Source organism: Microbacterium sp. NPDC006705, assembly GCF_044903545.1.
Lineage (GTDB): Bacteria > Actinomycetota > Actinomycetes > Actinomycetales > Microbacteriaceae > Microbacterium > Microbacterium plantarum.
This window is the reverse complement of the sequence record NZ_JBJDQQ010000001.1, coordinates 1,552,720-1,579,324: the sequence shown is the minus strand read 5'-3', so window position 1 is coordinate 1,579,324 and position 26,605 is coordinate 1,552,720. Positions and strand designations below refer to the sequence as shown.

General features: G+C 69.9%; 24 protein-coding genes. 14 read left to right on the top strand and 10 right to left on the bottom strand.

Going from position 1 to position 26,605, the window contains the following annotated elements:
- Window positions 1-4: 4 nt before the first annotated feature.
- From ACI2K6_RS07520 to ACI2K6_RS07500, 5 genes are all read right to left on the bottom strand, one after another.
- Entirely contained in the window at window positions 5-364 is a 360-nt protein-coding gene (locus ACI2K6_RS07520) for a hypothetical protein (RefSeq protein ID WP_282501942.1), read from the bottom strand.
- Window positions 365-407: 43 nt separating this feature from the next.
- Complete coding sequence (locus ACI2K6_RS07515; protein WP_282502628.1) at window positions 408-2,633, bottom strand: beta-glucosidase; 2,226 nt, start codon at window positions 2,631-2,633, stop codon at window positions 408-410.
- Between the two features lie 78 nt (window positions 2,634-2,711).
- Entirely contained in the window at window positions 2,712-3,608 is an 897-nt protein-coding gene (locus ACI2K6_RS07510; RefSeq protein WP_023952842.1) for a carbohydrate ABC transporter permease, read from the bottom strand.
- Window positions 3,605-4,621 (bottom strand): carbohydrate ABC transporter permease, encoded by a 1,017-nt coding sequence (locus ACI2K6_RS07505; protein WP_274178216.1) that lies wholly within the window; start codon window positions 4,619-4,621, stop codon window positions 3,605-3,607. The genes ACI2K6_RS07510 and ACI2K6_RS07505 overlap by 4 nt, the downstream gene beginning before the upstream one ends.
- A gap of 8 nt (window positions 4,622-4,629) precedes the next feature.
- Window positions 4,630-5,934: an ABC transporter substrate-binding protein gene (locus ACI2K6_RS07500; RefSeq protein WP_282501943.1), complete on the bottom strand. Its 1,305-nt coding sequence runs from the start codon at window positions 5,932-5,934 to the stop codon at window positions 4,630-4,632.
- A gap of 202 nt (window positions 5,935-6,136) precedes the next feature.
- On the opposite strand from ACI2K6_RS07500, the gene ACI2K6_RS07495 reads away from it, so the two are divergent.
- A complete protein-coding gene (locus ACI2K6_RS07495) occupies window positions 6,137-7,150 on the top strand; it encodes a LacI family DNA-binding transcriptional regulator (protein WP_112616065.1) in 1,014 nt (337 codons plus the stop codon).
- Between the two features lie 49 nt (window positions 7,151-7,199).
- Window positions 7,200-7,805, top strand: coding sequence for a dCTP deaminase (gene dcd / locus ACI2K6_RS07490; protein ID WP_023952839.1), 606 nt, complete (start codon window positions 7,200-7,202; stop codon window positions 7,803-7,805).
- 69 nt (window positions 7,806-7,874) lie between these two features.
- On the opposite strand, the gene ACI2K6_RS07485 is transcribed toward dcd, so the two are convergent.
- Complete coding sequence (locus ACI2K6_RS07485) at window positions 7,875-8,495, bottom strand: hypothetical protein (RefSeq protein WP_354451461.1); 621 nt, start codon at window positions 8,493-8,495, stop codon at window positions 7,875-7,877.
- 112 nt (window positions 8,496-8,607) lie between these two features.
- Between ACI2K6_RS07485 and ACI2K6_RS07480 the strand changes: the two genes are divergently transcribed.
- The 3 genes from ACI2K6_RS07480 to ACI2K6_RS07470 all read left to right on the top strand — a co-directional run bounded on the left by ACI2K6_RS07480 (window position 8,608) and on the right by ACI2K6_RS07470 (window position 11,395).
- Window positions 8,608-9,132 carry a MarR family winged helix-turn-helix transcriptional regulator gene (locus tag ACI2K6_RS07480; protein ID WP_282501945.1) on the top strand — a complete coding sequence of 175 codons (525 nt, stop codon included), beginning with the start codon at window positions 8,608-8,610 and terminating at the stop codon, window positions 9,130-9,132.
- Window positions 9,133-9,210: 78 nt separating this feature from the next.
- Window positions 9,211-10,878, top strand: coding sequence for a BCCT family transporter (locus tag ACI2K6_RS07475; RefSeq protein WP_378716914.1), 1,668 nt, complete (start codon window positions 9,211-9,213; stop codon window positions 10,876-10,878).
- 70 nt (window positions 10,879-10,948) lie between these two features.
- Window positions 10,949-11,395: a GNAT family N-acetyltransferase gene (locus tag ACI2K6_RS07470; RefSeq protein ID WP_282501946.1), complete on the top strand. Its 447-nt coding sequence runs from the start codon at window positions 10,949-10,951 to the stop codon at window positions 11,393-11,395.
- 6 nt (window positions 11,396-11,401) lie between these two features.
- Here the strand turns inward: ACI2K6_RS07470 and ACI2K6_RS07465 are convergent, their stop codons facing one another.
- Entirely contained in the window at window positions 11,402-12,859 is a 1,458-nt protein-coding gene (locus ACI2K6_RS07465) for an MFS transporter (RefSeq protein WP_282501947.1), read from the bottom strand.
- A 113-nt stretch (window positions 12,860-12,972) separates the two neighbouring features.
- Window positions 12,973-13,692: a response regulator transcription factor gene (locus tag ACI2K6_RS07460; protein WP_114589032.1), complete on the bottom strand. Its 720-nt coding sequence runs from the start codon at window positions 13,690-13,692 to the stop codon at window positions 12,973-12,975.
- Window positions 13,693-14,021: 329 nt separating this feature from the next.
- Between ACI2K6_RS07460 and dnaK the strand changes: the two genes are divergently transcribed.
- From dnaK to ACI2K6_RS07440, 4 genes are all read left to right on the top strand, one after another.
- Entirely contained in the window at window positions 14,022-15,890 is a 1,869-nt protein-coding gene (gene dnaK, locus ACI2K6_RS07455) for a molecular chaperone DnaK (protein ID WP_274178224.1), read from the top strand.
- A 2-nt stretch (window positions 15,891-15,892) separates the two neighbouring features.
- A complete protein-coding gene (locus tag ACI2K6_RS07450) occupies window positions 15,893-16,510 on the top strand; it encodes a nucleotide exchange factor GrpE (protein ID WP_274178225.1) in 618 nt (205 codons plus the stop codon).
- Window positions 16,511-16,521: 11 nt separating this feature from the next.
- Window positions 16,522-17,526: a DnaJ C-terminal domain-containing protein gene (locus tag ACI2K6_RS07445; protein WP_112616079.1), complete on the top strand. Its 1,005-nt coding sequence runs from the start codon at window positions 16,522-16,524 to the stop codon at window positions 17,524-17,526.
- Window positions 17,527-17,617: 91 nt separating this feature from the next.
- Window positions 17,618-18,061 (top strand): heat shock protein transcriptional repressor HspR, encoded by a 444-nt coding sequence (locus ACI2K6_RS07440; RefSeq protein WP_282501948.1) that lies wholly within the window; start codon window positions 17,618-17,620, stop codon window positions 18,059-18,061.
- A 268-nt stretch (window positions 18,062-18,329) separates the two neighbouring features.
- Here the strand turns inward: ACI2K6_RS07440 and ACI2K6_RS07435 are convergent, their stop codons facing one another.
- Both ACI2K6_RS07435 and ACI2K6_RS07430 read right to left on the bottom strand, forming a co-directional pair.
- Window positions 18,330-18,968 (bottom strand): hypothetical protein, encoded by a 639-nt coding sequence (locus ACI2K6_RS07435; protein ID WP_404568343.1) that lies wholly within the window; start codon window positions 18,966-18,968, stop codon window positions 18,330-18,332.
- 77 nt (window positions 18,969-19,045) lie between these two features.
- Window positions 19,046-19,639 (bottom strand): hypothetical protein, encoded by a 594-nt coding sequence (locus ACI2K6_RS07430; RefSeq protein ID WP_274178228.1) that lies wholly within the window; start codon window positions 19,637-19,639, stop codon window positions 19,046-19,048.
- Window positions 19,640-19,890: 251 nt separating this feature from the next.
- Between ACI2K6_RS07430 and ACI2K6_RS07425 the strand changes: the two genes are divergently transcribed.
- The 5 genes from ACI2K6_RS07425 to ACI2K6_RS07405 all read left to right on the top strand — a co-directional run bounded on the left by ACI2K6_RS07425 (window position 19,891) and on the right by ACI2K6_RS07405 (window position 26,605).
- Window positions 19,891-21,039: a glycosyltransferase gene (locus ACI2K6_RS07425; RefSeq protein ID WP_404568576.1), complete on the top strand. Its 1,149-nt coding sequence runs from the start codon at window positions 19,891-19,893 to the stop codon at window positions 21,037-21,039.
- Between the two features lie 2 nt (window positions 21,040-21,041).
- On the top strand, window positions 21,042-22,148 hold the full coding sequence (locus ACI2K6_RS07420) for a glycosyltransferase (RefSeq protein WP_282502629.1): 1,107 nt from the start codon (window positions 21,042-21,044) through the stop codon (window positions 22,146-22,148).
- 261 nt (window positions 22,149-22,409) lie between these two features.
- Complete coding sequence (locus tag ACI2K6_RS07415) at window positions 22,410-23,408, top strand: helix-turn-helix domain-containing protein (protein ID WP_404568342.1); 999 nt, start codon at window positions 22,410-22,412, stop codon at window positions 23,406-23,408.
- 64 nt (window positions 23,409-23,472) lie between these two features.
- Complete coding sequence (locus tag ACI2K6_RS07410; protein WP_269267039.1) at window positions 23,473-25,701, top strand: ATP-dependent Clp protease ATP-binding subunit; 2,229 nt, start codon at window positions 23,473-23,475, stop codon at window positions 25,699-25,701.
- A 79-nt stretch (window positions 25,702-25,780) separates the two neighbouring features.
- Window positions 25,781-26,605 carry a UbiA family prenyltransferase gene (locus tag ACI2K6_RS07405; RefSeq protein ID WP_274178230.1) on the top strand — a complete coding sequence of 275 codons (825 nt, stop codon included), beginning with the start codon at window positions 25,781-25,783 and terminating at the stop codon, window positions 26,603-26,605.

Here is a 26,605-nt window from a genome sequence, read left to right as displayed (position 1 = left end):
CAGCTTACCCCACGGGGCCCGGACCGCCCGAAGCCGGACCACCTGGTGCACCAGGAGCAGCAGGCCCACCGTGGGTGCCCGGCCCGCCCGGCGCAGCCGGCCCGTGCCCGCCCGGCGCGGGCGGAGCCTGCGGGTACGGCGGCGCCGCCGGACGCGGACCGGCACCATAACCACCGACACCCCCACCCGGGAACTGCCCGCCGCTCTCGCGCATCGCGAGCAGCATCCCGTTCTTCACCGCCGTGCGCATCAGCAGGTAGCTCACCCAGAGGACGAGTGCGATCGTCCCGAGGTAGATCGCGATACCGAGGACGACGAAGCCGATGCCGAAGGCCGCCGCGGGCCCTGCGTAGTCGTTGTACATGGCCCGCACACTATCGCTCGCGCCCTCCGCGCACGACCCCCGATCACCGCTCGATCGAGACCTCTACGATCCGCCGGTCGGATGCCGTGATGCGGTGCACGTCGCCGACGATCTCGGTCGCCGCCTCGGTCTCGTGCTCCGCGCACGAGGGTCCAACCCACAGCTCGATGTCGCCGGGCTCGACGATGCGCACCCCCTCGCGCCCGGTGAAGGCCAGCCGCGCGGTCGGCACGTCGAACGAGACGGTCGCCTCGGCTCCGGCATCCAGCTGCACGCGGGCGAAGCCGAGCAGCTGCGCGACGGGGCGGGTGGCGCTCGCGTGCACGTCGCGGGCGTAGAGCTGCACGAGATCGGTGCCGGCGCGCTCGCCGGTGTTCCGCACCCGCACGCTCGCCGTGAAGGAGCCGCCCGTCGCCACCGACGCGGTCACCGACAGGCCGGAGCGCTCGAACGACGTGTAGCTGAGCCCGTGCCCGAAAGGCAGCGCGGGGGTGCTGTCGGCACTCGTGATCTCGTTCGGACCGCCGAGAATCGGATGCAGGTAGCTGTAGGGCTGCGAGCCCGACGACCGGGGGAGCGAGACGGGCAGGTGGCCCGACGGCGAGACCTCGCCGCACAGAACCGCCGCGATCGCCGGTCCGCCCTCTTCGCCCGGGAAGAACGTCTGCAGCGCTGCCGCGACGGCCCCCTCGCCCGAGAGCGCCCAGTCGATCGCGTACGGCCGCCCCGACAGGACGACGAGCACGACCGGCGTCCCCGTCGCAACGAGACGCTCGACGAGCTCGCGCTGCACGCCCGGCAGCTCGAGCGAGTCGGCGTCGTTCCCCTCGCCGACGGTGCCCCGGCCGAACAGTCCGGCCCGGTCGCCGACGGCGACGATCGCGACGTCGGCCGCGCGTGCGGCATCCTCCGCCTCGGCGAAGCCCGACCGCTCGTCGCCCTCGGCCTCGCAGCCGCGCACGACGGTGACCTCGGCGTCCGGCATGGCGTCGATGACGGATGCCGCGAGCGTCGGGATCTCGAATCCCATCGGCACGCCCGGGTGGTGGGCGAGCACGTGGTTGGCGAACGAGTAGCAGCCCATGAGGGCTTCCGAGCTGTCGCCGTTCGGTCCGATCACGGCGACGCGGCGGGGCGATGCGAGCGGCAGCACGCCGTCGTTGGTCAGCAGCACGACCGATTCCTCGGCCAGGCGCCGGGCGACCGCGCGGTGCGCGGGCGAGTCGAGGTCGATGCTCGTCGGCGGCTCCTCGAAGGTCTCGTCGAGGAGCCCGAGCTCCTCCTTCTGGATCAGCACCCGACGAACGGCGCGGTCGATGAGCGCCTCGTCGACCTGGCCCGCGCGGACGCGCTCGGCGAGCGGCCCGACGTAGGCGTCGCCCGTGGGCAGCTCTACGTCGATGCCGGCCTCGAGGGCGAGCTGCGCGGCCTCGCCGCGGTCGCGGGCGACGGCGTGCATCGTGTGGAGGAAGGCGACGGCGAAGTAGTCCGACACGACGGTGCCGTCGAAGCCCCACGTCTCGCGCAGGAGGTCGGTGAGGTAGGCGGGCGTCGCCGCGACCGGCATCCCGTCGATCTCGGCGTACGAGTTCATCACCGACCGCACGCCGCCGTCGCGGACTGCCATCTCGAACGGCGGCAGGAACACGTCGGCGATCTCGCGCGGTCCCGCGTGGACCGGCGCGTGGTTGCGGCCCGCCTGCGAGCCCGAGTACCCGACGAAGTGCTTCAGCGTCGCGTGGACGCCCGTGCTCTGCAGGCCCCGCACATACGCGGTGCCGATGACGCCCACGACGTACGGGTCCTCGGCGATGCACTCGTCGACGCGTCCCCAGCGGGGGTCGCGGATGACGTCGAGCACCGGCGCGAGCCCCTGGTGGATGCCGAGCTCGCGCATCGACTCGCCGATCAGCGCTCCCATCTCCTCGACGAGCTCCGGGTCGAACGCCGCGCCCCACGCGAGGGGAGTGGGGAAGGTCGCCGCCTGCCACGCCGCCAGGCCGGTCAGGCACTCCTCGTGCACGAGGGCGGGGATGCCCAGGCGCGTCTCGCGAATGAGTCGGCGCTGCTCCTCCCACAGCCATGCCGCCCGCTCGATCGGGTCGACGGGCCGCGTGCCGTAGACGCGGGTCAGCTGCCCCAGGCCGTGGACGGTCGCATCGGCGTACGCGGTCGACGACGCCATCTCGCCGGCCATCGGCGCGACGACCTCGTCGCCCTGATCGACCCAGAAGCCGACCAGCTGGGCGAGCTTCTCGTCGAGGGTCATGCGCGCGATCAGGTCGGAGACGCGCGTCGAGACGGAGATATCGGTGAGGGTCACAGTTCGTGCTTTCTCTACGGGGGATCAGCCCTTGACGGCGCCGGTCAGACCGCCGACGATGCGGCGCTCGAACAGGCTGAAGAACGCCAGGGCGGGAAGCATCGACAGGGATGTGAAGGCGAGCACCTTCGCCGTGTCGACCGAGTACTGCGACGAGAACGCCTGCACGCCGAGCGGCAGGGTGAAGGTCGCCTCGTTGTTGAGGATGAACAGGGGAAGCAGGTAGCTGTTCCAGCTGCCGATGAAGGCGAGGATGCCGACCGTGATGACGCCGGGCACCGACAGGGGAAGCACCATCCGCCAGAAGAACGACAGGCGCCCGCATCCGTCGATGAACGCCGCCTCCTGGATCTCGTCGGGGATCGCCCGCAGGAACGGCACCAGGATGATGATCGTCATCGGCAGCGCGAAGGCGATCTGCGGCAGGATGATGCCCGCGAGCGAGTTCATCAGGCCGAGGTCGCGGATGACGATGTACAGCGGCGTGATCGCGACGGTGATGGGGAACATCAGGCCCGAGGCGAAGACGGCGTACAGCACTCCGCGGCCGCGGAACCGGTACCGGGCGAGGATGTAGCTCGCCATGAGGCCGAGCAGCACGGCACCGATCGTCGTCGCGCCGGCGGCGATGGTCGAGTTGAGCACCTGCTGCCAGAACTGCGAGCCGGTCAGCACCGCCAGGTAGTTCTCGATGTTCCACGGCGACGGCCAGCCGGCCGGGTCCACGGTGATCTGGGCGTTGCTGCGGAAGCCGCCGATGATGATGTACAGCACCGGCGCGAGCATCAGCGCGATCACCACGAGGGCGACGAAATACACGACGGGGCTGCCCCAGGGCAGGCGCTCCGTGCGGCGGCCGCGACGGCCGGTGGGTGCCGGCGCGACGATCGCGCGCGTGGCGGGGGAGGTGAGGGCGGTCATCGCTCCTGCTTCCCTTCGGTGATGGCCCCGGCGGTGTCACGACGCAGCACGTAGCGCTGGTAGACGATCGCGACGACGAGGGAGATGAGGAAGATGACGACGGCGACGGCGTTTCCGAAGCCGTAGCTGCCGGCGTTGCGGCCGTTGACGACCATGTAGGTGGCCATCGTCGAGGTGCCCGCGGTCGACGCGACGTACTGACCCCAGATGATGTACACGAGGTCGAACAGCTGCAGTGCGCCGATGATCGACAGGAACGCCCAGATGCGCAGGGTGGGGGCGAGCAGCGGCAGGGTGATCCGCCAGTGCATCTGCCAGTAGCCCGCACCATCGAGGGCGGCGGCCTCGTAGAGCTCGTCGGGGATTCCCTGGAGGCCCGCGAGGAAGAGGATGACGGCGAAGCCGACGTACTTCCAGGTCAGGATGGCCATGAGCGTCCAGATCGCGATCGAGGGATCGGCGATCCAGTCGCGCGTGAGCGCGCCCAGCCCGAGCTGCTCGAGGGCCCCGTTGAGCGCGCCCTGCGTCTGCAGCATGAGCCCGAAGCCCGTGCCGACGACGACCTCGGCGATGACGTAGGGCACGAAGATCAGCACCCGGATGAGCGACTGCCCCCGCATGCGGCGGTTGAGCAGCAGGGCGAGGAGGATCGCGACCGGCCCCTGCAGGACGAGGGATGCCACGACGATGATCGCGTTGTGGCCGAGGGCCTCGACGAAGGTCGGATCGGTGAGGATCGTGATGTAGTTCTGCAGGCCGACGAACTCGGTGGGCGGCCCGTAGCCCTGCCACCGGAAGAAGCCGTAGTAGGCCGCCATCACGACGGGGAAGATGACGAACCCGACGAACATCACCAGGGCGGGGCCGACGAGCACCGCGATCTCGAGGCGACCCGACCAGCCCAGGCCTCGGCGGCGCCGGGAGGGCGAGGGCGTCGTGGTGACGCCCTCGCCCCGGGCCGCGAGATCCACGCCGCCGGCGGAGTCCGCCACGGCTGTCTCGCTGAGCGACATGATGCGGATCAGCCCTTCTTCGCTGCGTCGGAGACCGACTTGATCATCTGCTCGGGCGTGCTCTTGCCCGCCAGCAGATCGACGACGGCGACGTTCAGCGCGTTGCCGACGTTCTGTCCGAGGACGGTGTCGAGCCACTGCGAGACGAAGGGCGCCTTGTTGTATGCGGCGAGAACCTCCTGGAGGTACTCCTCCTCGACCGCCTCCTGCGCGACCGAGTTCACCGGCGGTGCGTTGAAGGCCTGGTAGTAGGCCTCCTGCTGCTCGGCGCTGGCGAGGAAGTTCAGGAAGTCGGCGCACTCCTTCGGGGCCTTCGCCGAGCAGGAGTATCCGTCGACGCCGCCCATGATCGAGCCGGGCTCACCCTCGCCACCCGACAACTCGGGGAAGGGGAACCACGCCAGGTCGGGGAGAGGCTGCTCGTCCGGCGTGAGCGACGCGATGACGCCCGGGTTCCAGGCGCCCATGAGCTCCATGCCCGCCTGGTGGTTGGCGATGAGGCCCGCGCTGCTGCCCGCGCCCTGCTGAGCCGAGGTCGTGAGGTAGCCCTCGTTGAACGGCTGCAGCTCGGCGAAGTCGGCGAGGTCCTCGGCGGACTTCAGCCAGCACTCATCGCTGAAATCCTTCGAGTCGCCGGTCTTCTCGATCGTCTCCGGGCTGCACTCGCGCAGGGCGAAGTTGTAGAACCAGTGCGCGGCGGGCCAGGCGTCCTTCGCGCCGAGCGCGATGGGCGCGATGCCGGCGGCCTTGAGCTGGTCGACGACGCCCTCGAGATCCTCGACCGTCGCGGGGGCCTCGGTGATGCCGGCCTGGGTGAACAGGTCGGAGCTGTACCAGAACCCGCTGGGGAGCACTGCGAGCGGCATCGCCCACACCTTGTCCTGATAGGTCTCGGCCTTGAACGAGCCCTCGGAGATCTCTTCCTTGGCGGTGTCGCCGATGAGGTCGGTGAGGTCCATCAGTTGCCCGGCCTGCACCATGGCGGCCATCTTGCCGCCACCGCGCTGCAGGAAGATGTCCGGCGGGTCGCCCGCGTTGAGCGCCGTCTGGAGCTTGCCGTCCATGTCTTCGTTCTGCACGGACTGCATCGAGATCTTCACGTTCTCGTTCTCGGCCTCGAACGCGGCGATCGCGTCCTTCCAGAACTCCTGGCCGGGGCCGGTCGTGGAGTTCTGCCACAGGGTCATCTCGACGGTGCCGTCGGCGCTGCCTCCGTCGCCGTTGCCGCTGCAGGAGGTGAGCGCGAGCGCCCCCACCGCCAGGACGGCAGCCGTGACGGCAGCCTTGCGGCGAGCCGTGATGGTGCGTGCCATGTGATTCCTTCTCTCTTCGTTGAGTGGACATCTGCCGAGCGCGCCGCGTCGGGCCCGGGCTGGGCTGCTCGAACCGCCGAGCGGCGATGCTCGGAGTCGTCGGACATTCGCTGGTGCTGTCGGACACCGAAAGTTTGCGCGGGCAACAAAGAGGTGTCAAACGTTTTCGAAAACGGTTTCCATTTCGGGCTAGCATGCGGTCATGGACCGACGACGACCCACCATCCACGACGTTGCGGAGCGTGCCGGCGTCTCCGTGTCGACCGTGTCGAAGGCCGTCAACGGGCGTTACGGCGTCGCGACGGCGACCGTGGATGCCGTCATGGCGGCAGTCGCCGAGCTCGGCTACGAGTCGAGTCTCATCGCCAGCAGCATGCGTTCGCGCTCGACGGGTGTCATCGGTGTGCTCGTCGCCGATTTCGAGCCGTTCAGCGCCGAGATCTTGAAGGGCGTGGGGGAGGCGCTGCGTGACACCAGTTACGACCTGCTCGCGTACTCGGGCTCGCGCGGTGACGAAGAGGGGTGGGAGCGCCGATCGCTCTCGCGGCTGAGTGGAACGCTCATCGACGGCGCCATCATGGTCACCCCGACCGTCGTCAGGGCGAGCGCCGACGTGCCGCTCGTCGCGATCGACCCGCACACGGGTCCGGCCGACGTGCCGATCGTCGAGAGCGACAGCTACGGCGGCGCCCGTGAGGCGACGGCCTATCTCATCGGCATGGGCCACACGCGCATCGGCTATATCGCGGGGCGCGCCGACCTGCGATCGTCGATCGCGCGCGACGCCGGATACCGCCGAGCGCTCGCCGACGCCGGCATCCCGTTCGATGCGACCTACGTCGGCGCCGGCCGGTATCGCGAGGCGACGGTGCGCGAGGTCGCGATCGAGATGCTCTCCGCTGACAATCGCCCCACCGCGGTGTTCGCGGCGAACGACGTGTCGGCCATCGCGATCCTGCAGGTCGCCGCCGAGCTCGGGCTCGAGGTGCCGCGCGATCTGTCGATCGTCGGGTTCGACGACATCCCCGAGGCGACGCGGCTCCCGGTTCCCCTCACGACGGTGCGTCAGCCGATGGGGCGGTTGGGGGCGGCCGCGGTCCAGATGCTGCTGGCCCTCATGCGCGGCGAGACGCCGCCGGCCACGCACCTGCGGCTTCCGACGAAGCTGGTCGCCCGGCAGACCACGGCACCGCCCGCGGGGCGTCGGGCCGGATGACGCTGTCGCGGATGCCGGCAGCGGCGGCGTCGCGCTCTAGGCTGTGTCCGTGCTGCTGAGTGATCGCGACATCCGTGCCGGAATCGACCAGGGCCGCATCGGCCTCGATCCCTGGGATGCCTCGATGGTGCAGCCGTCGAGCGTCGACGTGCGCCTCGACCGGTACTTCCGGCTGTTCGACAACCACAAGTACCCCTTCATCGATCCCGCCCAGGACCAACCCGAACTGACCCGTCTGATCGAGGTCGAGCCGGATCAGCCGTTCATCCTGCATCCCGGGGAGTTCGCGCTCGGGTCGACCTTCGAGCAGGTGCGCCTGGGCGACGACGTCGCCGCGCGTCTGGAGGGCAAGTCGTCGCTCGGACGCCTCGGCCTGATCACTCATTCGACGGCAGGATTCATCGACCCGGGGTTCTCGGGTCACGTGACGCTCGAGCTCGCCAATGTGGCCACTCTGCCCATCAAGCTGTGGCCGGGCATGAAGATCGGGCAGCTCTGCTTCTTCCAGCTCAGCTCGCCGAGCGAAAACTCCTACGGGTCGGGCCCCTACGGCAACCGCTACCAGGGACAGCGCGGGCCGACGGCATCCCGCTCCTTCCAGAACTTCCACCGCACCGACGTCGGCACCATCGACGCCGGATCGCGCGGCGCCTGACGCCCGTTCCGGGATGCACAGCGGCCCCGAGGTGGAGAACCTCGGGGCCGCCGTTCGGGATGTCGCGGGTCAGGCGGCGTTGCGCCCGGCCGCGAAGCCCGCGGTGAAGCCGCGCTCGAAGGCTCGCTCACCGCGGCGCGGGTGCTCACCGCGGTGCGGGTGGTCGCCGTGGTGCGGGTGCTCGCCGAAGCGAGGGCCGCAGCCGTGACCGTGACCGAAGCCGCGCCCGAAACCGTGCCGGCCGCGAGGGCCGAATCGGCGCGGTGAGCTCTCGTCCCAGCCGAGCTCACGGGCGATCGCCTCGAGCGAGGCGAGGGTCGTCGCGTAGTCCGCGTCCGTCACGGCGCCGCGCACGCGATCGCGGACACCGCTCACGAGACCGTGGATGCGGTCGCGCTCGCGACGTCCGTCCTCGGTGATGGTCCAGGCGCCGTCGCGCTCGACGGCCCAGCCGCGAGCCGCGAGGGAGTGGACGCGCTTGCCGCCGCGTTGCACGCGCTCGGCGAGGCCGGGGATGTCGCGCTCGCCCGCGAGGACGTCGAGCACGGCCCAGTCTCGGCGGTCGAGTCCCTCGGCGGCGAGCGTCCGATTCATCTCGCCGGCGAGGGCGGTTCCGGCCGCGCGCATCCAGAAGGGCAGCGACCGCGGGCGGGTGTCGGGCGTCTCGGGGGTGCTGTCGTGGTTGTTCATGGTGTTCCCTTCGTGGGCCGGCCTATCCGGCCTCTGATGCATGTCATCTGTCATGTGTATGCACTATGACATGTACCGCGGGTGCATGTCAAGTCGCATGTATTCTCGAAGCATGACGGCCGACGACGACCCGCGGATCGATGCCATCGCGGACGCCCTGGGGCGCCTGCGCGGACGGCGGCGGCCCGCGCCGGGCGTCGAGCGCGGACCGCAGGCGCACGAACCGTTCGGCGTTCACGGCGGACACGGCCCGCACGGCCATCACGGCGGCCCGTTCGCCGAGGGACGCGGCAGGATGGCGGGGCTCGCCCGCCTCCGCATGCTCGAGGCGCTCGCCGCGGCATCCCATCCGCTCAGCGTCAGCGAGATCGGTGAGGCGATCGGCGTCGATCAGCCACGCGCCTCGCGGCTGGTGCAGCAGGCGGTCGAGCTCGACCTGGTGCGTCGGGAGGCCGACCCCGACGACGCCCGCCGCACGCGCATCGCGCTGACCGGCGAGGGGCGCAGCTTCGCACAGAGCGTGCGGGGCGAGCGTCGGGCGGCCCTCGGCAGCGCGCTGGGCGGATTCACCGATGACGAGCGGGCCGAGCTGGCTCGGCTGCTCACCAAACTCGCCGACGCCTGGCCGCGCGGCTGAGCCATACCCGGTGTCATCGCGGCAGGCAACTGCCCTTCCCCGCTTTGCGTCGCGTCGGTATCCTGACACCCTGTATCGGTGAGCACCGAGAATCAGCCCTCTCCCGCAGAACGCATAGCCGCGGTGTCCACCCCGGGCACGATCGCCCGCTGGGTGTTCTGGCCGGCTGCGGTCGTCATCGTCGGGTTCAGCGCCTTCGCGATCATCTTCCCCACCACAGCCGAGTCGTTCTTCGGCGCCATCCAGACGTCGATCGTCGACTCGTTCAACTGGTACTACGTCCTCATCGCCGCCTTCTTCGTCGGCTTCGCGATCTTCGTCGGCTTCAGCCGCTTCGGCGACATCAAGCTCGGACGCGACGACGACGAGCCCGAGTTCTCGACGGGATCGTGGTTCTCGCTGCTCTTCGCCGCGGGCATGGGCATCGGCCTCGTCTTCTACGGCGTGAGTGAGCCGCTCAGCCACTTCGTGGACCCGCGTCCCGGCGTCACGGGCACCGAGCAGCAGCTGGCGCAGAGCGCTCTGACCCAGACCTACCTGCACTGGGGCGTGCACGCCTGGGCGATGTACGTCGTCGTCGGCCTCGCCCTCGCCTACGCGATCCATCGCCGCCGCCGCCCGATCTCGATCCGCTGGGCGCTCGAGCCGCTGCTGGGGAACCGGGTTCGCGGTGCTGCGGGCAACGTCATCGACGCGGTCGCCCTCGTCGGCACCCTGTTCGGCGTCGCGACCTCGCTCGGGCTCGGTGTCATGCAGATGGGATCCGGGCTCGAGTTCATCGGCCTCCCGCCCATGAACGACGCGATGCTCATCGGGCTCATCGCGATCGTCTCCGTCTTCGTCCTCTTCTCCGTACTGTCGGGAGTGACGAAGGGGATGAAGTGGCTCTCCAACTTCAACCTCATCGTCGCCGGCTTGCTGCTGCTGTTCCTGCTCTTCGTCGGACCCACGCAGTTCCTGCTGCGCGAGTGGGTGCAGTCGATCGGCGCATACATCCAGGACTTCATCGGTCTCTCCTTCACCGTCAGCGCGCTTCAGGGGGCGGCCGGCGAGGCCTGGCAGGCGCAGTGGACGTCGTTCTACTGGGGCTGGTGGATCTCGTGGGCGCCCTTCGTCGGCATCTTCATCGCGCGCGTCAGCAAGGGGCGGACGGTGCGCCAGTTCGTGGCGGGCGTGCTGCTCGTCCCGACGCTGATCGGCATCCTGTGGTTCGCCGTCCTCGGCGGCTCGGCGCTGTACCGCGAGCTCGAGCAGCCCGGATCGATGCTCGCCGCCGACGGGTCGGTGAACCTGCAGGGCGCCCTGTTCCAGCTGCTCGAGGGGCTGCCCGCCGGTGGTGTGCTGACCATCGGTGCCATCGTCCTGATCGCCGTCTTCTTCATCACCTCGGCTGACTCGGGTGCGCTCGTCATGGGCATGATCGCGACGGGCGGAAATCCCGAGCCGCCGCGCTGGGTGCGCACCTTCTTCGTCGTCATCACCGCCGCCCTCGCGAGCGCGCTCCTGCTGGCCGGAGGCCTGCAGGCGCTGCAGACGGCGGCGATCCTCATCGCCCTGCCGTTCTCGATCGTGATGCTGCTGATGTGCTGGTCGACGGTTCTGGCCTTCCAGCGCGAACGTCGTGCGTACGCCCGCGCGGAGCGGGCTCAGTTCATCGAGCGGATCGGCGACCACTACGGGCTCGAGGTCGAAGAGCCGAACGAACGGGGAGTGCGTTTCCCGTGGATCGGCGGCAGGCGCGGCTGATACCGCTGCAGCGAATCGTCGCGAAGGCGCCGGGCACGACCGTCCGGCGCCTTCGTCGTACGCTGGGCGGATGCCTCCGGTGTCTTCCGCCCGTCTGACCGATGTCCCCGCCGAGACGCTCTACCGCCTCCTCTGGCTGCGCGTGAGCGTCTTCGTCGTCGAGCAGGCCGCGGCCTACCCCGAGCTCGACGGCCGCGACCTCGAGCCCGACACCGAACTCTTCTGGATCGAAGACGGCGGACGCGTGCTCGCGACGCTCCGGCTGCTTCGCGACGTCTCGGGAAACGCCCGCATCGGCCGAGTGGCGACCGCGGCCGACGCGCGAGGCCGCGGTCTGTCTGCCCAGCTCATGCGCGCGGCGGTCGAGCGCGCCGTCGAGCGGTGGCCCGGCACCGCGATCGACCTCGACGCGCAGAAGCACCTCGCCGGGTGGTACGGGCGCTTCGGGTTCGAGGTCAACGGACCCGAGTTCTCCGAGGACGACATCCCGCACGTCCCCATGCGCCGCCCCGCCTGAGCCCGGTCAGCGGATGCCGGCCTGCTTCGGCAGTCGAACGAAGAGCAGCAGCACGAGCCCGAAGAGCAACACGACGGCGATGCCCAGCACGCCCCAGATGATGCTGCCGAACCAGGCGATGAACAACGACCACATGGCGGGCGACAGGAAGCTCGCGACGCGTCCCGTCGTGGCGTAGAGGCCGAAGATCTCGCCCTGCATCCCCGGCGGCGTCACCCGGGCGAGTAGCGAGCGGCTCGCGGCCTGGGCCGGCCCCACGCAGCCCGAGAGGATGAGCCCGGCGATCCAGAAGACGATCGAGCCGGCATCTCGCAGGACGAACAGCAGCACCGCGACGGCGATGAGGCCCGACAGGGTGGCCACGATCACGGAGCGCGCGCCGAAGCGATCGTCGAATCGTCCCGCGACGATGGTCGAGGCGCCGGCGACGAGGTTCGCGGCGATGCCGAAGACCATGACCTCGGTCGCGGAGAACCCGAAGGCGCGTGCGGCGAGGACGCCGCCGAAGGCGAAGACGCCTGCGAGCCCGTCGCGGTAGACCGCGCTCGCGAGCAGGAACCAGAATGTCGGGCGCTCGGTCCGGTAGAGGCGGACGATGTCCGTGACGAGGTGAGCGTACGCGGCGAGGAAGCCGACCTTCTCGGTGTCGTGCGGCGCGGTGCGCTCGGGCACGTTCAGCAGCAGGGGGATGGCGAAGACGATCGTCCATACGCCGCAGCCCACGGCGATGAGCCGGTAGGCGAGACCGTTGCTGGTGTCCATCCCGAACCAATCGGCGAAGGTGAGGGCGACCACCAGTGCGAGGGCGATGATGCCGCCGATGTAACCGAGCCCCCAGCCCAGGCCGCTGACCCGGCCGATCGTGCGGGGCGTCGAGACCTCCACGAGCATGGCGTTATAGTTGACGCCCGCGATCTCGGAGACGACGGCGCCGAGGGAGAGGACGATCGCGCCGTACCAGAAGAAGGCCGGGTCGGCGAAGGTGAAGAACAGGGCGAACTGCAGCAGCGCGAGGACGACGGTGAAGACCCCGAGCCAGCGCTTCTTGCGTCCCGACCGGTCGGCGGTCTGGCCGAGCACCGGGGCCAGCAGCAGGATCAGGATGCCGGCGGCCGTCGAGGCGACGCCGTAGCCGCTCGCCAACTCGGCGAGTGCCGCCTCCTTGACCGGGTCGGTGTCGGGCAGTGCCGCGATGTCGGCGGGAAGGAACGAGTCCGACACGAGGAACAGCGACGCGAACACGAACGTGAGGATGACGGAGTTGAACGGCTGCGTCGCCCAGTCCCACAGCGCCCACGAGATGACGGCCTTGCGGGGGACCGGCTGCTCGTCGACATCGCGACCCTGCATGGCGGCGATGCGTCCGAGCGCCTGCGTGTCGGCTGCGGTCGGCGGCGCGGGCACGCCGCGCGCGGAAGACATCGGGGAGCTGGGCCCACGGGGCGGATCGGTCTCGGGTGACATGCCGGGCACGCTAGAACCTCTCCGTGAACACTCGGTGCCGCCGGCCGGCGGCGTCACGTCGCGTCATCGCGACGGGGCCAGCGTATCCGTCGGGAAGGGGGTCGACGCCCTTTTCAGTCGCGACGCGCGAACCGATAGCCGATGCCGCGCACCGTCTCGATCCAGCGGCCGGTCCGGCCGTCGTCGCCGAGCTTGCGGCGCAGGTTCATCAGGTGGACCTCGACCGCGTGAAGGTCGTGGGGGCTGACGTGCTCGCCGTGCGCGCCGCTCTGCCGTCGGAGCATGAGCGCGATCCACGCTTTCTCGACGACGTCACCGGGACGCTGCATCAGGGCCTGCAGGACATCGAACTCGGAACGCGTCAGATCGAGGGAGCGTCCGTCGAGCTCGACGCGGCGCGAGCCGGGGCTCAGTCGCAGGCCGCCGGCTTCGAGCCATGCGCCCGGTGCCGCCTCGTTCGCCTGGAGCGTCCGCGGGCGCCGCATGAGGGCGTCGATGCGGGCCCGGAGCTCGTACGGGCGCCAGGGCTTGATGACGTAGTCGTCGGCGCCGCTGCGGAATCCCTCGACGGTCGCCGTCTCGTCGTCGACGGCACTGATGATCAGCACGTATCCGTCGTAGAAGGCGCGGATGCGGCGGACCGCCTCGAACCCGTCGATGCCGTCGAGCTTGACATCGACGGTGGTCAGGTCTGGACGCACGGCGCGCACCGCGTTGACGCCGGCATGCCCGTCTGCGAAAGCGTGAACGGCGAAGCCGTGCTGCTCGAGGGTCTGGGTGAGCAGGCTGCGAAGGTCGTCGTCATCCTCGATCACGACAGCGGTGCGGGTCATGGTCGTCTCCGGGCGCGACGCAACGCTCGACGACCGCCCATTGCGGGTCCGAGGTCGACGAGAGGCGAGTTCGGGATCACGCTTCTTGTCATGGGTGGACTCAACATATAGCGCGCCCCTGGGAGGAACCGATGATCGTGCCTCAGTCTTTCTCAGGTTTGGCTCAGGCGCACGAAATTGTGCAGCGCGGCGCGATGCGGAACTTGATACGCCTTGACTCAAGTTCGCTTGACACCATTTCGGGCCGGGAGTACAGTTGAGTCATCGCGGCTCAGGTTGGGCCGCCGCAGACTTCCGATCCCATAGAACCGCAAGTAAGGAGACAACTCATGGCACGTGCAGTGGGTATCGACCTGGGCACGACGAACTCCGTCGTGGCCGTCCTCGAGGGCGGCGAGCCCAAGGTCATCGCCAACGCCGAAGGGCTCCGTACGACCCCCTCGGTCGTCGCGTTCACCAAGGACGGCGAGGTGCTCGTCGGTGAGACCGCGAAGCGCCAGGCCGTCACCAACGTCGACCGCACGCTGACCTCGGTCAAGCGTCACATGGGCACCGACTGGAAGACCCAGGCGATCGACGGCAAGGCGTACACGCCGCAGGAGATCTCGGCCCGCATCCTCCAGAAGCTCAAGCGCGACGCCGAGCAGTACCTGGGCGACACAGTGACCGACGCCGTCATCACGGTCCCCGCGTACTTCAACGACGCCGAGCGTCAGGCGACCAAGGAGGCCGGCGAGATCGCGGGCCTGAACGTCCTGCGCATCATCAACGAGCCCACCGCAGCCGCCCTGGCCTACGGCCTCGACAAGGGCAAGGAGGACGAGCTCATCCTCGTCTTCGACCTCGGTGGCGGAACCTTCGACGTCTCGCTCCTCGAAGTGGGCAAGGACGACGACTTCTCGACCATCCAGGTGCGCGCCACCGCCGGTGACAACCGCCTCGGCGGTGACGACTGGGACCAGCGCATCGTCGAGTACCTGATCAAGCAGTTCAAGGACACGACCGGTGTCGACGTCTCCGGTGACAAGATCGCCCTGCAGCGCCTCAAGGAGGCTGCGGAGCAGGCGAAGAAGGAGCTCTCGAGCTCGCAGTCGACGTCGATCAACCTGCCGTACCTCTCGCTGACCGACTCGGGCCCCGTCTCGCTGTCCGAGACGCTCTCGCGTGCCAAGTTCGAGGACCTCACCAAGGACCTGCTCGACCGCACGAAGAAGCCCTTCGAGGACGTCATCCGTGAGGCCGGCATCAAGGTCGGCGACATCGACCACGTCGTGCTCGTGGGTGGTTCCACCCGCATGCCCGCCGTCTCGGAGCTCGTGAAGAAGGAAGCCGGCAAGGAGCCCAACAAGGGCGTGAACCCGGACGAGGTCGTCGCCGTCGGCGCCGCCCTGCAGGCCGGTGTCCTCAAGGGCGAGCGCAAGGATGTCCTCCTCATCGACGTCACCCCCCTGAGCCTCGGCATCGAGACCAAGGGCGGCATCATGACGAAGCTCATCGAGCGCAACACCGCCATCCCGACCAAGCGCAGCGAGACCTTCACGACCGCCGACGACAACCAGCCGTCGGTCGCGATCCAGGTCTTCCAGGGTGAGCGCGACTTCACGCGCGACAACAAGCCGCTCGGCACGTTCGAGCTCACCGGCATCGCACCGGCGCCCCGCGGCATCCCGCAGGTCGAGGTCACCTTCGACATCGACGCGAACGGCATCGTGCACGTCTCGGCGAAGGACAAGGGCACCGGCAAGGAGCAGTCGATGACGATCACCGGCGGCTCGTCGCTGCCCAAGGACGACATCGAGCGCATGGTGCGCGAGGCCGAGGAGCACGCGGCCGAGGACAAGAAGCGCCGCGAGGCCGCCGAGGTCCGCAACCAGGCCGAGACCCTCTCGTACTCGATCGAGAAGCTGATCGCCGACAACGCCGACAAGCTCCCCGAGGACGTCAAGTCCGAGGTCCAGGGCGACGTCGACGCGCTGAAGACCGCACTCGCGGGCGACGACGACGAAGCGGTGAAGACCGCGTTCGACAAGCTCAACGCATCGCAGGGCAAGCTCGGCGAGGCCATCTACGCGCAGGGTCAGGCCGACCAGGCGCAGGGCGCCCCGACCGACGCTCCGACCGGCGACGCCGGCGCGACGGCATCCGATGAGGACGTCGTCGACGCCGAGGTCGTCGAAGACGAGGAAGACAAGAAGTAATCATGACCGACAAGGACTTCGAAGAGCCGCACGGCGATGACGAGGTCCTCGGCGAGGAGGGGTCGGACGCCCAGGCGTCCGGCCCCGACGCGCACGGGGCCCCCGGAGCATCGGATGCCGCGGCTGCGGACGACGAACTGACCATCGACGACATCCTCGGCGCGACGCAGTCCGACGAGGCCGCCGTCGCGGAAGCACCCGCCGAAGAGCACGACCTGCTGCTCGACCTCAAGCGCGTGCAGGCCGAGTACGCCAACTACCGTCGGCGTACCGAGGACCAGCGCGAGGCTGAGATCGAGCGCGCCAAGGGCTCGGTCGCGAAGGGCCTGCTGCCCGTGCTCGACGACCTCGACCGTGCCGACAAGCACGGCGACCTCGTCGAGGGATCGCCGCTCGCGGTGATCGCGGACAAGCTCCGCGGGGTGGTGGCACGACTGGGCGTCGAGTCCTACGGCGCCGCCGGCGACGCGTTCGACCCGCAGCAGCACGAGGCGATCTTCCAGGCGCCCACCCCGGGCACGGCCGAGCCGACGATCCTCGAGGTCGTCGAGGTCGGCTACCGCCTCGGCGGCATCGAGCTGCGTCCGGCGAAGGTCGTCGTCGCGGTGCCGGCCGAATAGGAGGCAACGACATGGCCAGTCAGGACTGGTTCGACAAGGACTTCTACAAGGTGCTGGGCGTCTCCAAAGACGTCTCCGACACCGACCTGAAGAAGACCTACCGCAAGCTCGCGCGCAAGTACCACCCCGACTCGACGCAGGGAGACCCCGCGGCCGAGGCGAAGTTCAAGGAGATCAGCGAGGCGTACTCCGTGCTCTCCGACAAGGAGCAGCGCGCGGAGTACGACCAGATCCGGGCGATGGGGTCGGGCAGTGCCCGCTTCACCGCGGGTGGCCAGGGCGCCGGTGGCTTCGAGGACGTCTTCAGCGCCTTCAACCAGGGTGCGCGAGGCGGTGCCGGAGCTCGCGGCGCGGACTTCGACGACATCTTCGCGATGTTCAACCAGCAGACGGGGCGGTCGAGCCGCTTCGGGTCGGGCGGCTTCGGCCGCTCGACCGGGGGCTTCCAGGGCTTCGGCGGCCCGCAGCGCGGTGCGGACGTCACCGCACGGACGACGCTCGACTTCGCCACCGCGGTCCGCGGTGACACCGTCACGCTCCAGGGCGAGGACGGCAAGCCGTTCAAGGTGAAGATCCCGGCGGGTGTGAAGGACGGGCAGAAGATCCGGCTCCGCGGTCGCGGGCGTCCCTCGCCGGACGGCGGTGAATCGGGTGACATCGTCGTGAGCGTCACGGTCCGGCCGCACCCGGTCTTCACGCGCGACGGACTCAACCTTCGCGTGGTGGTCCCGGTGACCTTCACCGAGGCGGCCCTCGGCGCCACGATCGAGGTGCCGACGCTGGGCGGCGACCCCGTCAAGCTCCGGGTCGCGCCCGGCACCCCGTCGGGCCGCGTCCTGCGGGTCAAGGGGCGCGGCGTGAGCACGTCGAAGGGCACGGGCGATCTGCTGGCCGAGGTCCAGGTCGCCGTTCCCGCGCACCTCGACGAAGAGGCCCGAGCGGCCCTCGAACGATTCGCGGAGGTCGAGCCCCGCGAGAACCCCCGCGCCGACCTGATGAACAAGGCGCGCGGCTGACACATTCGTCTCGACCCGTCGCATCCGATCCCCACGGGCGGACGCGGCGGGTCGCCCGACGACACTCTCGACGCCCAGGAGGTGACCAACCATGGCTGATGACGACATCGACGAGGACGCCCCGATCTTCGCGATCGCGGCCGCGGCGGAGCTCGCGGCCATGCACGCGCAGACCCTCCGGCAGTACGACCGGCTGGGCCTCGTGGTGCCTGGGCGCACGCAGGGAGGGTCGCGTCGATACTCGCTGCGTCACATCCGGCAGCTGCGAGAAGTGGCGCGGATGTCGGCGGAAGGCATCAGCCTGCCCGCCATCGCACGCATCCTGGAGCTCGAGAACGAGGTCGCGGGACTCCGCCGCGAGGTGCGAGACCTCGAGCAGCGTCTGCGCGACGAGATGCAGCAGCGCCCCGGCGCGCGAGTGTTCGCCGCCGGCGCCACGGGTGCCGTCGTGACCCTGCGTCACGGTGCGCGCGTGCGCCGGGCGACCGAGGTCGTGCTCTACCGCCGCCCCTCCGACCCGCCCGCGCAGTCGTAGCCGACCCGACGCGAAGGGGCGTTATCCGACGCGCGCACCGACCATTCGGGTCGGTTCGAGCGTGGGGCGGGGATGTGGGCAGGGGTCCTGCACAGGCGGCGCGACGGAGGTCGGATGTCGAACGGGCTGGGGAGATCTCGGGGTGGGTGCGGAGGGCCGACAGCCTGGACGGGTGGCACGCACTCCTGCTGAACTCCCCGAGGCGCTGCCGGGTGCCTTCACGGTCGGGAGGGCGCGCGCGACCGGAGTGACGCGCGGCAGACTCCGTTCAGCCGACCTGGCCGCGCCCTTCCACGGCATCCGCTCGCGTGCGCCCGTGACGGACGTGCGCGCGCTGGTGACCGCTTATCTGCCGAAACTGCGCGCGGGCGAGCACATCAGTCATGCCACGGCAGTGGCTCTCGTCGGCGGCTGGATCCCCGGGCGGCTGCGCGCGCAGGTGGATGTCGCAGCGCCGCGACCGCTCGGGCGTGCCCGTGGTGTCGGGGTGCGCGGGCACGAAGCTGCCGCGGCGAGTCTGTGGCGATTCGGACCCGTTCCGATCGCGCACCCGGCCGTCGCCTGGTGCCAATCGGCCGAGCTCATGGACGAACGCGAGCTCGTCATCTCGGCAGACTCCCTTATGCGCAGGCATGCTCCTGTCTTGTCGATCGAGCAGCTCCGTGGAGCGGTGGCGGAGTGGTCCGGTCGGCGCGGCGTACGCGCGCTCCGACTCGCGTACGAACGCTGCCGGGAACGCACCGACTCGGTTGCGGAGACGGAGCTGCGTCTCGACGCCGAAGACCTCGGAATGACCACCTTCGAGGTCAACGCGGTCATCCGCGATGAGGCCGGGCGCTTCGTGGCCTATGGCGACCTCGTCGACGTCGAGCGGCGCGTGCTCCTGGAGTACGACGGTCAGCAGCACCGGCTCGACGACGCGCAGTACGGCCGCCGATCAGGCGGGGGGGGGGGGGGCAAGTCGGCGGGGGCAAGTGGGCGCGGTCAGGCGGGTGGGAGGCGCAGCGTGTTGGCGGACTCGTCGAGGGTCAGGTCGTCGACGACGCGGAGCGAGCGGGCGAGGTGATCGAGCTCCTCCAGAACCGTCCCCACGCGCTCGCGGTCGCTGCACACGGCCGACAGCGTGACGAGATGGGTTCCCGTGTCCCAGGTGTACGAGACGAACGGGGGAGTCCGCGGGTCAGGCGGCAGCGTCATGACGAGCTTCTCGCCCGCCCCGAGGTAGGGGGAGCGGAAGTCCTCGGTGTCGTCGTACTCCATCGGCATCATCGCTCGCGCGGTGCGCACCTTCGGGGTCGCCTCCTGCATCTGCGCGAGGACGACGAGCAGCTCGGGGTCGGCCTTCCACATCCACGCTCGCACGCGCCCGTCGGCTCGGCGCATGAGCATCGGCACCGCCTGGCTCGCCGCCCACGCGGCGAAGCGTCCACCGGGGCGGGGCGCCGCTCCTATCGCGGCGTTCGCCTGGCTCAGCAGCATCCCGATCGCGCGCTTGCGAGCGCGGCGTCCGGAGAATCCGAACGATTCGGTGACGGCAACCCAGCGGGCGGGATCGGCATCGGCTTCGAGTCGGGCCATGACCCCAGCCTAGGGATGCCGCCTGGGTGCGCGCGGGGCGTCGCGCGCAGCGTCCGACGCGGCCCGAGTCGGTTTCCCCCAACGCCGTGCCGCCTCCCGGGAGCCCCTATACCGCTCGGGTAAGCTCGGGGCCGCCGCGTCGGCCACAGCCGGCGGCACGCCGCCGTACAGATTGGGCCTGACCCGTGACCGAATCCACGACGACCGAGGGTGTTCCCGCCGAGAGTTCTCGCGCGCCCCTGACCATCGTGATGGGCGCCGACACGTTCGCCCCCGATGTCAACGGAGCCGCCCGTTTCGCCGAACGCCTCTCCGCCGGCCTCGCCGCCCGCGGTCACGACGTGCACGTCGTGACCCCCAGCGTGAAGCACTCCCAGTCGGGAGTCTTCACCGAGAACATCGAGGGTGCCGACCTCACCGTCCACCGCCTCCCCGGGTGGCGCTGGTACCCGCACGACTGGCTGCGTTTCGTGCTGCCCTGGCGCTCGAAGCACTACGCCCGGCGCGTGCTCGACTCGGTCAAGCCCGACGTCGTCCACAGCCAGTCGCACATCGTCATCGGCCGCGGACTCACGCGCGAGGCGAAGAAGCGCGGCATCCCCGTCGTCGCGACCAACCACGTCATGGCCGAGAACGTCATCGACTTCACGACGCTGCCGCCGTTCCTCGACAAGATCATCATCAAGCTCTGCTGGGACGACGCCAAGCGCACGTTCCTGATGTCGCGCGCCGTGACCACCCCGACGCGCAAGGCCGCGCAGTTCCTCGAGGACACGATCGACATCTCGGGCGTCATCCCGATCAGCTGCGGCATCGACAAGCGCAACTACACCCCCGACCTGACTCCGCGCGAGCACCGCCGCATCCTGTTCGTCGGGCGCCTCACGACCGAGAAGCACGTCGAGGTCACCCTGAAGGCCGTCGCCAAGCTCGCCCCCGAGCTGGACGTCCATTTCGACATCGTCGGCGGCGGCGACCAGCGTCGGAACCTCGAGCAGACCGCGCAGCAGCTCGGCATCACCGACCGCGTCACGTTCTACGGGCGCACCGACGAGGCCGACCTCCGCGCGGCATACACGCGGGCCGACGTCTTCGCGATCGCCTCGATCGCCGAGCTGCAGTCGATCGCGACGATGGAGGCCATGGCCTCGGGCCTGCCCGTCGTGGCGGCGGATGCCGTCGCCCTGCCGCACCTCGTCCAATCGGGTGGGAATGGCTACCTCTTCGAGCCCGGCAACGTCGACGACCTCGCAGACAAGCTGCGGCGCGTGCTGACCGCCTCTCCCGCGGAGTACCTGCGGATGCAGCAGGCCTCACTCGACGGCGTCGAGATCCACGACATCGAGCGCACCCTCGACACGTTCGAGAAGCTCTACCGCGGCGAGCCGCTCGACGCGTGACGATGCGGCTCTTCTTCGACGCGCGCTACATCCGCACCGACTTCCACGACGGCATCAGCCGCTTCTCCCATGAGCTCGCCCACGCGCTGTTCGCGGCGGCGCCCGCCGAGGGTGTCGAGGTCACGTTCATCGTGCACGACCCCGCGCAGCTGCCGTTCCTCCCGGCAGGGGCGCCGCACGTCACGCTGCACGCGCCGACCTCCATGCTCGAGCCGTTCGCGGCGCTGCGGCTGAACCGGCACCGACCCGACGTCGTCTACTCGCCGATGCAGACGATCGGGGCCCTCGGTCGGCGGTTCGCGCTGATCCTCACGCTGCACGACACGATCTACTACCGGCACCGCACACCGCCCCGCGATCTGCCGTGGTTCGTGCGCTTGGGCTGGCGGCTCTTCCACCTCTCGTATGCGCCGCAGCGGGCGACGCTGAACGCCGCAGACGTCGTCGCGACGGTCAGCGAGACGAGCAAGCGTCAGTTCGCCGACGTCAAGCTGACCAAGCGCGAGGTGGTGGTGCTGCCCAACGCCCCGCAGCGTCTCGCCGAGCTGGCGCCCGCGACGGCCATGCCCGGGGCTGCGAAGCCGCAGAACATCGTCTACATGGGCTCGTTCATGCCCTACAAGAACGTCGAGACGCTCGTCCGGGCGATGCAGTGGCTGCCCGGCCGCACGCTGCACCTGCTGAGTCGGATCTCCGACGGTCGACGCGCCGAGCTCGAGGAGCTCGCGCCCGGCGGTGCCCGCATCATCTTCCACGGCGGAGTGACGGATGCCGAGTACGCCGCGCTCCTCGCCGATGCGGGAATGCTCGCGACACTCAGCCTCGACGAGGGGTACGGGCTGCCGATCGCGGAAGCCCTGGCGCTCGGGGTGCCCGCGGTGGTCAGCGACATGGCGATCTTCCATGAGGTCGGCGGCGACGGCGCGCTCTACGTGCCGCCGCGCGACCCGCGAGCCTTCGCCGCGGCCGTCGAGTCACTCGATGACGATGCCGCCCGCGCGGCGCTCGTCGCGGCGGGTCGTGCGCACATCTCCCGATTCACCTGGGCGGAATCGGCGTCGCGACTGCTCGCGGCATCCCGTCGCGCCCGCGCGCGCCGCGACCGCTGACGGCGACCGCGCTCCGGCGCGGTGACCGCTCGCGCTCGCGGTGTGTGGGCGCCGATTCCTCTGCCGGCGGCACGCGTGTCGGGTCGGTGGGGACGCGGCGGTAGCCGTCGCGTGCGACCACCGCGAGCGTGCCTGTCACGGCGGCGATCACGAGGAGGACGAGTGCGAGAAGAAGGATGTCGGAAGGCATGGCAGAAACGCTACGATGAGCGTTATCCTGCCGATACTGGCGGATGAGACGGTATTCGGAGGAATCCTGCCATGCACACGGTCGCTTGCGTCATCCAGCCCGGGTTCGCGCCCTTCGAGTTCGGTCTCGCGTGCGAGGCGTTCGGTCTCGACCGCAGTGACGAGGGCATCCCGAACTTCGACTTCCGGGTGGTGGCACCCGATCCGGGGGCGGTCCCCGCCAATCTCCCGTTCTCACTCAACGTCGACGCGGGACTCCAGTTCGCCGACGAGGCCGATCTGGTCGTCATCACTCCCATCCCGCGCGAGGCCTGGGACTCCGTGGATAACCGCGTCACAGCCGTCGTCCGACGTGCGGTCGAGCGCGGCGCATGGGTGCTCACCGTCTGCAGCGGAGCCTTCGTGGTCGCGGCATCCGGTGTGCTCGACGGCAAGCGCGCCACGACGCACTGGCGCTACGCCGAGACCATGGCGCAGATGTACCCGCGCATCGAGGTCGACCCCGACGTGCTGTACGTGCAGTCGGACCGGATCATCACGTCTGCGGGTACCGCGGCGGGGCTCGACGCCTGCCTGCACCTGCTGCGCATCGAGCTCGGGGCCGAGGCGGCGAACACGATCGCCCGGCGGATGGTCGTGCCGCCCCTCCGCGACGGCGGGCAGGCCCAGTTCATCGCGCGTCCGCTCCCCGAGGCGGCATCGCTGTCGCTCGCGCCCATCACCGACTGGATGATCGCGAACCTCGACCTCGATCTGTCCGTCGATCTGCTCGCGTCGCGCGCGCACATGTCACCGCGGACGTTCGCGCGCCGATTCAAGGCCGATTACGGGACGACCCCGGCGGCGTGGCTCGGGCGGCAGCGGATCCTGCGGGCGCAGCGGCTGCTCGAGCGGACCGACCTCGGGCTCGACCAGATCGCGGCCGACAGCGGATTCGGCTCGGCCTCCGTCCTGCGGCAGAACTTCGCGCGCGCCCTCGGGCTCAGCCCCTCGGCGTACCGCGCCCGCTTCGCCTGTACGCCCGAGGCGGCGTCGGTGGCCGGGGCTGCGGCAGAGGCCGTAGCGTCCTGAACGACACGGTGATAAACTTGAGTCACACAGGCTCAAGTTTGAGCCGAGAGATTTCAGGAGAGATATGAACGCCACACAGCAGCCCGGACAGGAGGAGGCGCAGAGCGCCCTCGAGCAGTTCGGCATCAACCTCACCGACCGTGCCCGGCAGGGCAAGCTCGACCCGGTCATCGGGCGCGACAGCGAGATCCGCCGCGTCAGCCAGGTGCTCACCCGCCGCACGAAGAACAACCCCGTCCTCATCGGCGAGCCCGGCGTCGGCAAGACCGCCGTCGTCGAGGGCCTCGCTCAGCGCATCGTCGCGGGCGACGTCGCCGAGAGCCTCAAGAACAAAGAGCTCGTCTCGCTCGACATCTCCGCGCTCGTGGCCGGCGCCATGTACCGCGGTCAGTTCGAGGAGCGCCTGAAGAGCGTGCTCAAGGAGATCACCGAGTCCGACGGCCGCATCATCACCTTCATCGACGAGCTGCACGTGCTCATGGGCGCGGGCGGCGGCGAAGGCTCGGTCGCGGCATCCAACATGCTCAAGCCCATGCTCGCCCGCGGTGAGCTCCGCCTCATCGGTGCGACCACCCTCGACGAGTACCGCGAGTTCATCGAGAAGGATGCCGCGCTCGAGCGCCGCTTCCAGCAGGTCTACGTCGGCGAGCCGAGCGTCGAGGACACCATCGCCATCCTCCGCGGGCTCAAGGAGCGCTACGAGGCCCACCACAAGGTCGCCATCTCGGACGGTGCGCTCGTGGCCGCGGCATCCCTCTCGAACCGCTACATCCCGGCCCGCCAGCTGCCCGACAAGGCGATCGACCTGATCGATGAGGCCGCGTCGCGCCTGCGCATGGAGATCGACTCGGCGCCGCTCGAGATCGACGAGCTGCGCCGGCACGTCGACCGGCTGAAGCTCGAGGAGCTCGCGCTCAAGAAGGAGAAGGATGCCGCCTCGCGCGAGCGTCTCGACGCCTTGCGTGCGACGCTGAAGGACGAGCAGCAGAAGCTCGACGAGTTGCAGGCGCGCTGGGAGCGCGAGCGGGCGTCGCTGAACCGCGTCGGCGACCTCAAGACGCGTCTCGACGCGGCTCGTGTCGAAGCCGAGCGCGCGCAGCGCGAGGGCAACCTCGAGAAGGCATCGCGGCTTCTGTACGCCGAGATCCCGGCGCTCGAACGCGAGGTCGTCGAAGCGGAGCGCGCCGAGACCGCCGTCGACGGGCCCGAGCGGATGGTCAACGAACAGGTCACCGACGAGGACATCGCCGCCGTGATCGCCGCCTGGACCGGCATCCCCGTCGGGCGCCTGCTGCAGGGGGAGACCGAGAAGCTTGTGCGCCTCGAGTCCGAGCTCGGCAAGCGCCTCATCGGGCAGAAGACCGCCGTCAAGGCCGTCGCCGACGCCGTGCGTCGCTCGCGAGCGGGCATCAGCGACCCGAACCGGCCCACGGGCTCGTTCCTGTTCCTGGGGCCGACCGGTGTCGGCAAGACCGAGCTCGCCAAGGCTTTGGCCGAGTTCCTCTTCGACGACGAACACGCCATGGTGCGCATCGACATGTCGGAGTACGGCGAGAAGCACTCCGTGTCGCGGCTCGTCGGTGCCCCTCCCGGGTACATCGGCTACGAGCAGGGCGGCCAGCTCACCGAGGCCGTGCGCCGCCGCCCGTACTCCGTCGTGCTGCTCGACGAGGTCGAGAAGGCGCACCCCGAGGTCTTCGACGTGCTGCTGCAGGTCATGGACGACGGCCGCCTCACCGACGGCCAGGGCCGGACGGTCGACTTCCGCAACGTCATCCTGATCCTCACCTCGAACCTCGGATCGCCGATCCTCATCGACCCGACGCTGAGCCTCGAGCAGAAGCGCGAGCAGGTGCAGATCCTGCTGCGCCAGGCGTTCCGGCCCGAGTTCCTGAACCGTCTCGATGACACCGTGATGTTCGAGGCGCTGAGCCAGGACGACCTCGCACAGATCGTCGAGCTCTCCGTCGACGCGCTGCAGCGGCGCCTCAAGGACCGGCGTCTCTCGCTCGCGGTCACCCCCGATGCGCGCGCGTGGCTGGCCGAGCGCGGCTACGACCCGGTGTTCGGAGCCCGGCCGCTGCGCCGCCTCATCCAGTCCGAGATCCAGGACCGCCTCGCCATGGCCATCCTGTCGGGCGGGGTGCGCGACGGCGACATCGTCCGGGTCGACGTGGCCGCCGACGGCTCGGCGCTCGTGCTGACGAGTGCCGGTCCCGCGGCGGAGCCTGCCGCGCCGGCAGCCGCCGGAGGGGACGACGACGTGATCGAGGCCGAGCTGCTCGACGACTGATCGCGGCGGCGGCCTGCCCACGACGCCGAGGCGCGCAACCCCGTCGGAGCCGATGACCCTGACGTGAGAGTGTGGACGCATGCGTGCGATCCGGGCCCTGTGGGGCGCCTCACACCCGGGGCCCTCGGTCGTCGTGACGGCTCTGGCTCTGGCGCTCGGACTCGCGGCCGGGCTCGAGCCCTGGCGGCTCGCGGTGCTGGTGGCATCCGTGCTTTTCGGTCAGCTCTCGATCGGCATCTCCAACGACGCGATCGACCGTGAACGCGACCGCGCCGTCGGCCGCACCGACAAGCCTCTCGTCCGCGGTGAGGTCTCGAATCGTGCGGCCTGGATCGCGGCCGGGGGCTCCGCCGTCATCGCGCTCGCTCTCTCGGCGGCGCTCGGATGGGGGATGCTGCTCGCGCACGCCGTGACGATCGTGTCGGCCTGGTCGTACAACCTCGGGCTGAAGTCGACGCCGGTGTCGGTCGTGCCCTTCCTCGTGAGCTTCGGTCTCTTCCCCTCGCTGGCGACGCTCTCGTCACCCGATCCGACGCTCGCGGCGCCCTTCGCTGCTGTGGCGGGTGCTGCGCTCGGGGCGGCGGTGCACCTGACCAACGTCCTGCCCGACCTCGACGACGACCGCGACACCGGTGTGCGGGGGCTGCCGCATCGCCTCGGAGCGCCGGTATCGATCATCATCGCTGTCGCCGGGATCGTCGTCGCCGCGATCGCCGTGCTCATCGGCGGGCGGAGCGAGGGAGTCCTGCCGTGGCTGTTCTTCGGCGTGGTGCTGGTGCTCGCGGTCGCGGTGGTGGTGCGGATGCGGCTCCGCGGTCCCGACCGCACCGGCTTCCGCCTCGTCATGGCCGCGGCTCTCGTGCTCGCCGCGCAGCTGGTGGTGGCTGCGGGCTCGTTGCGCTGA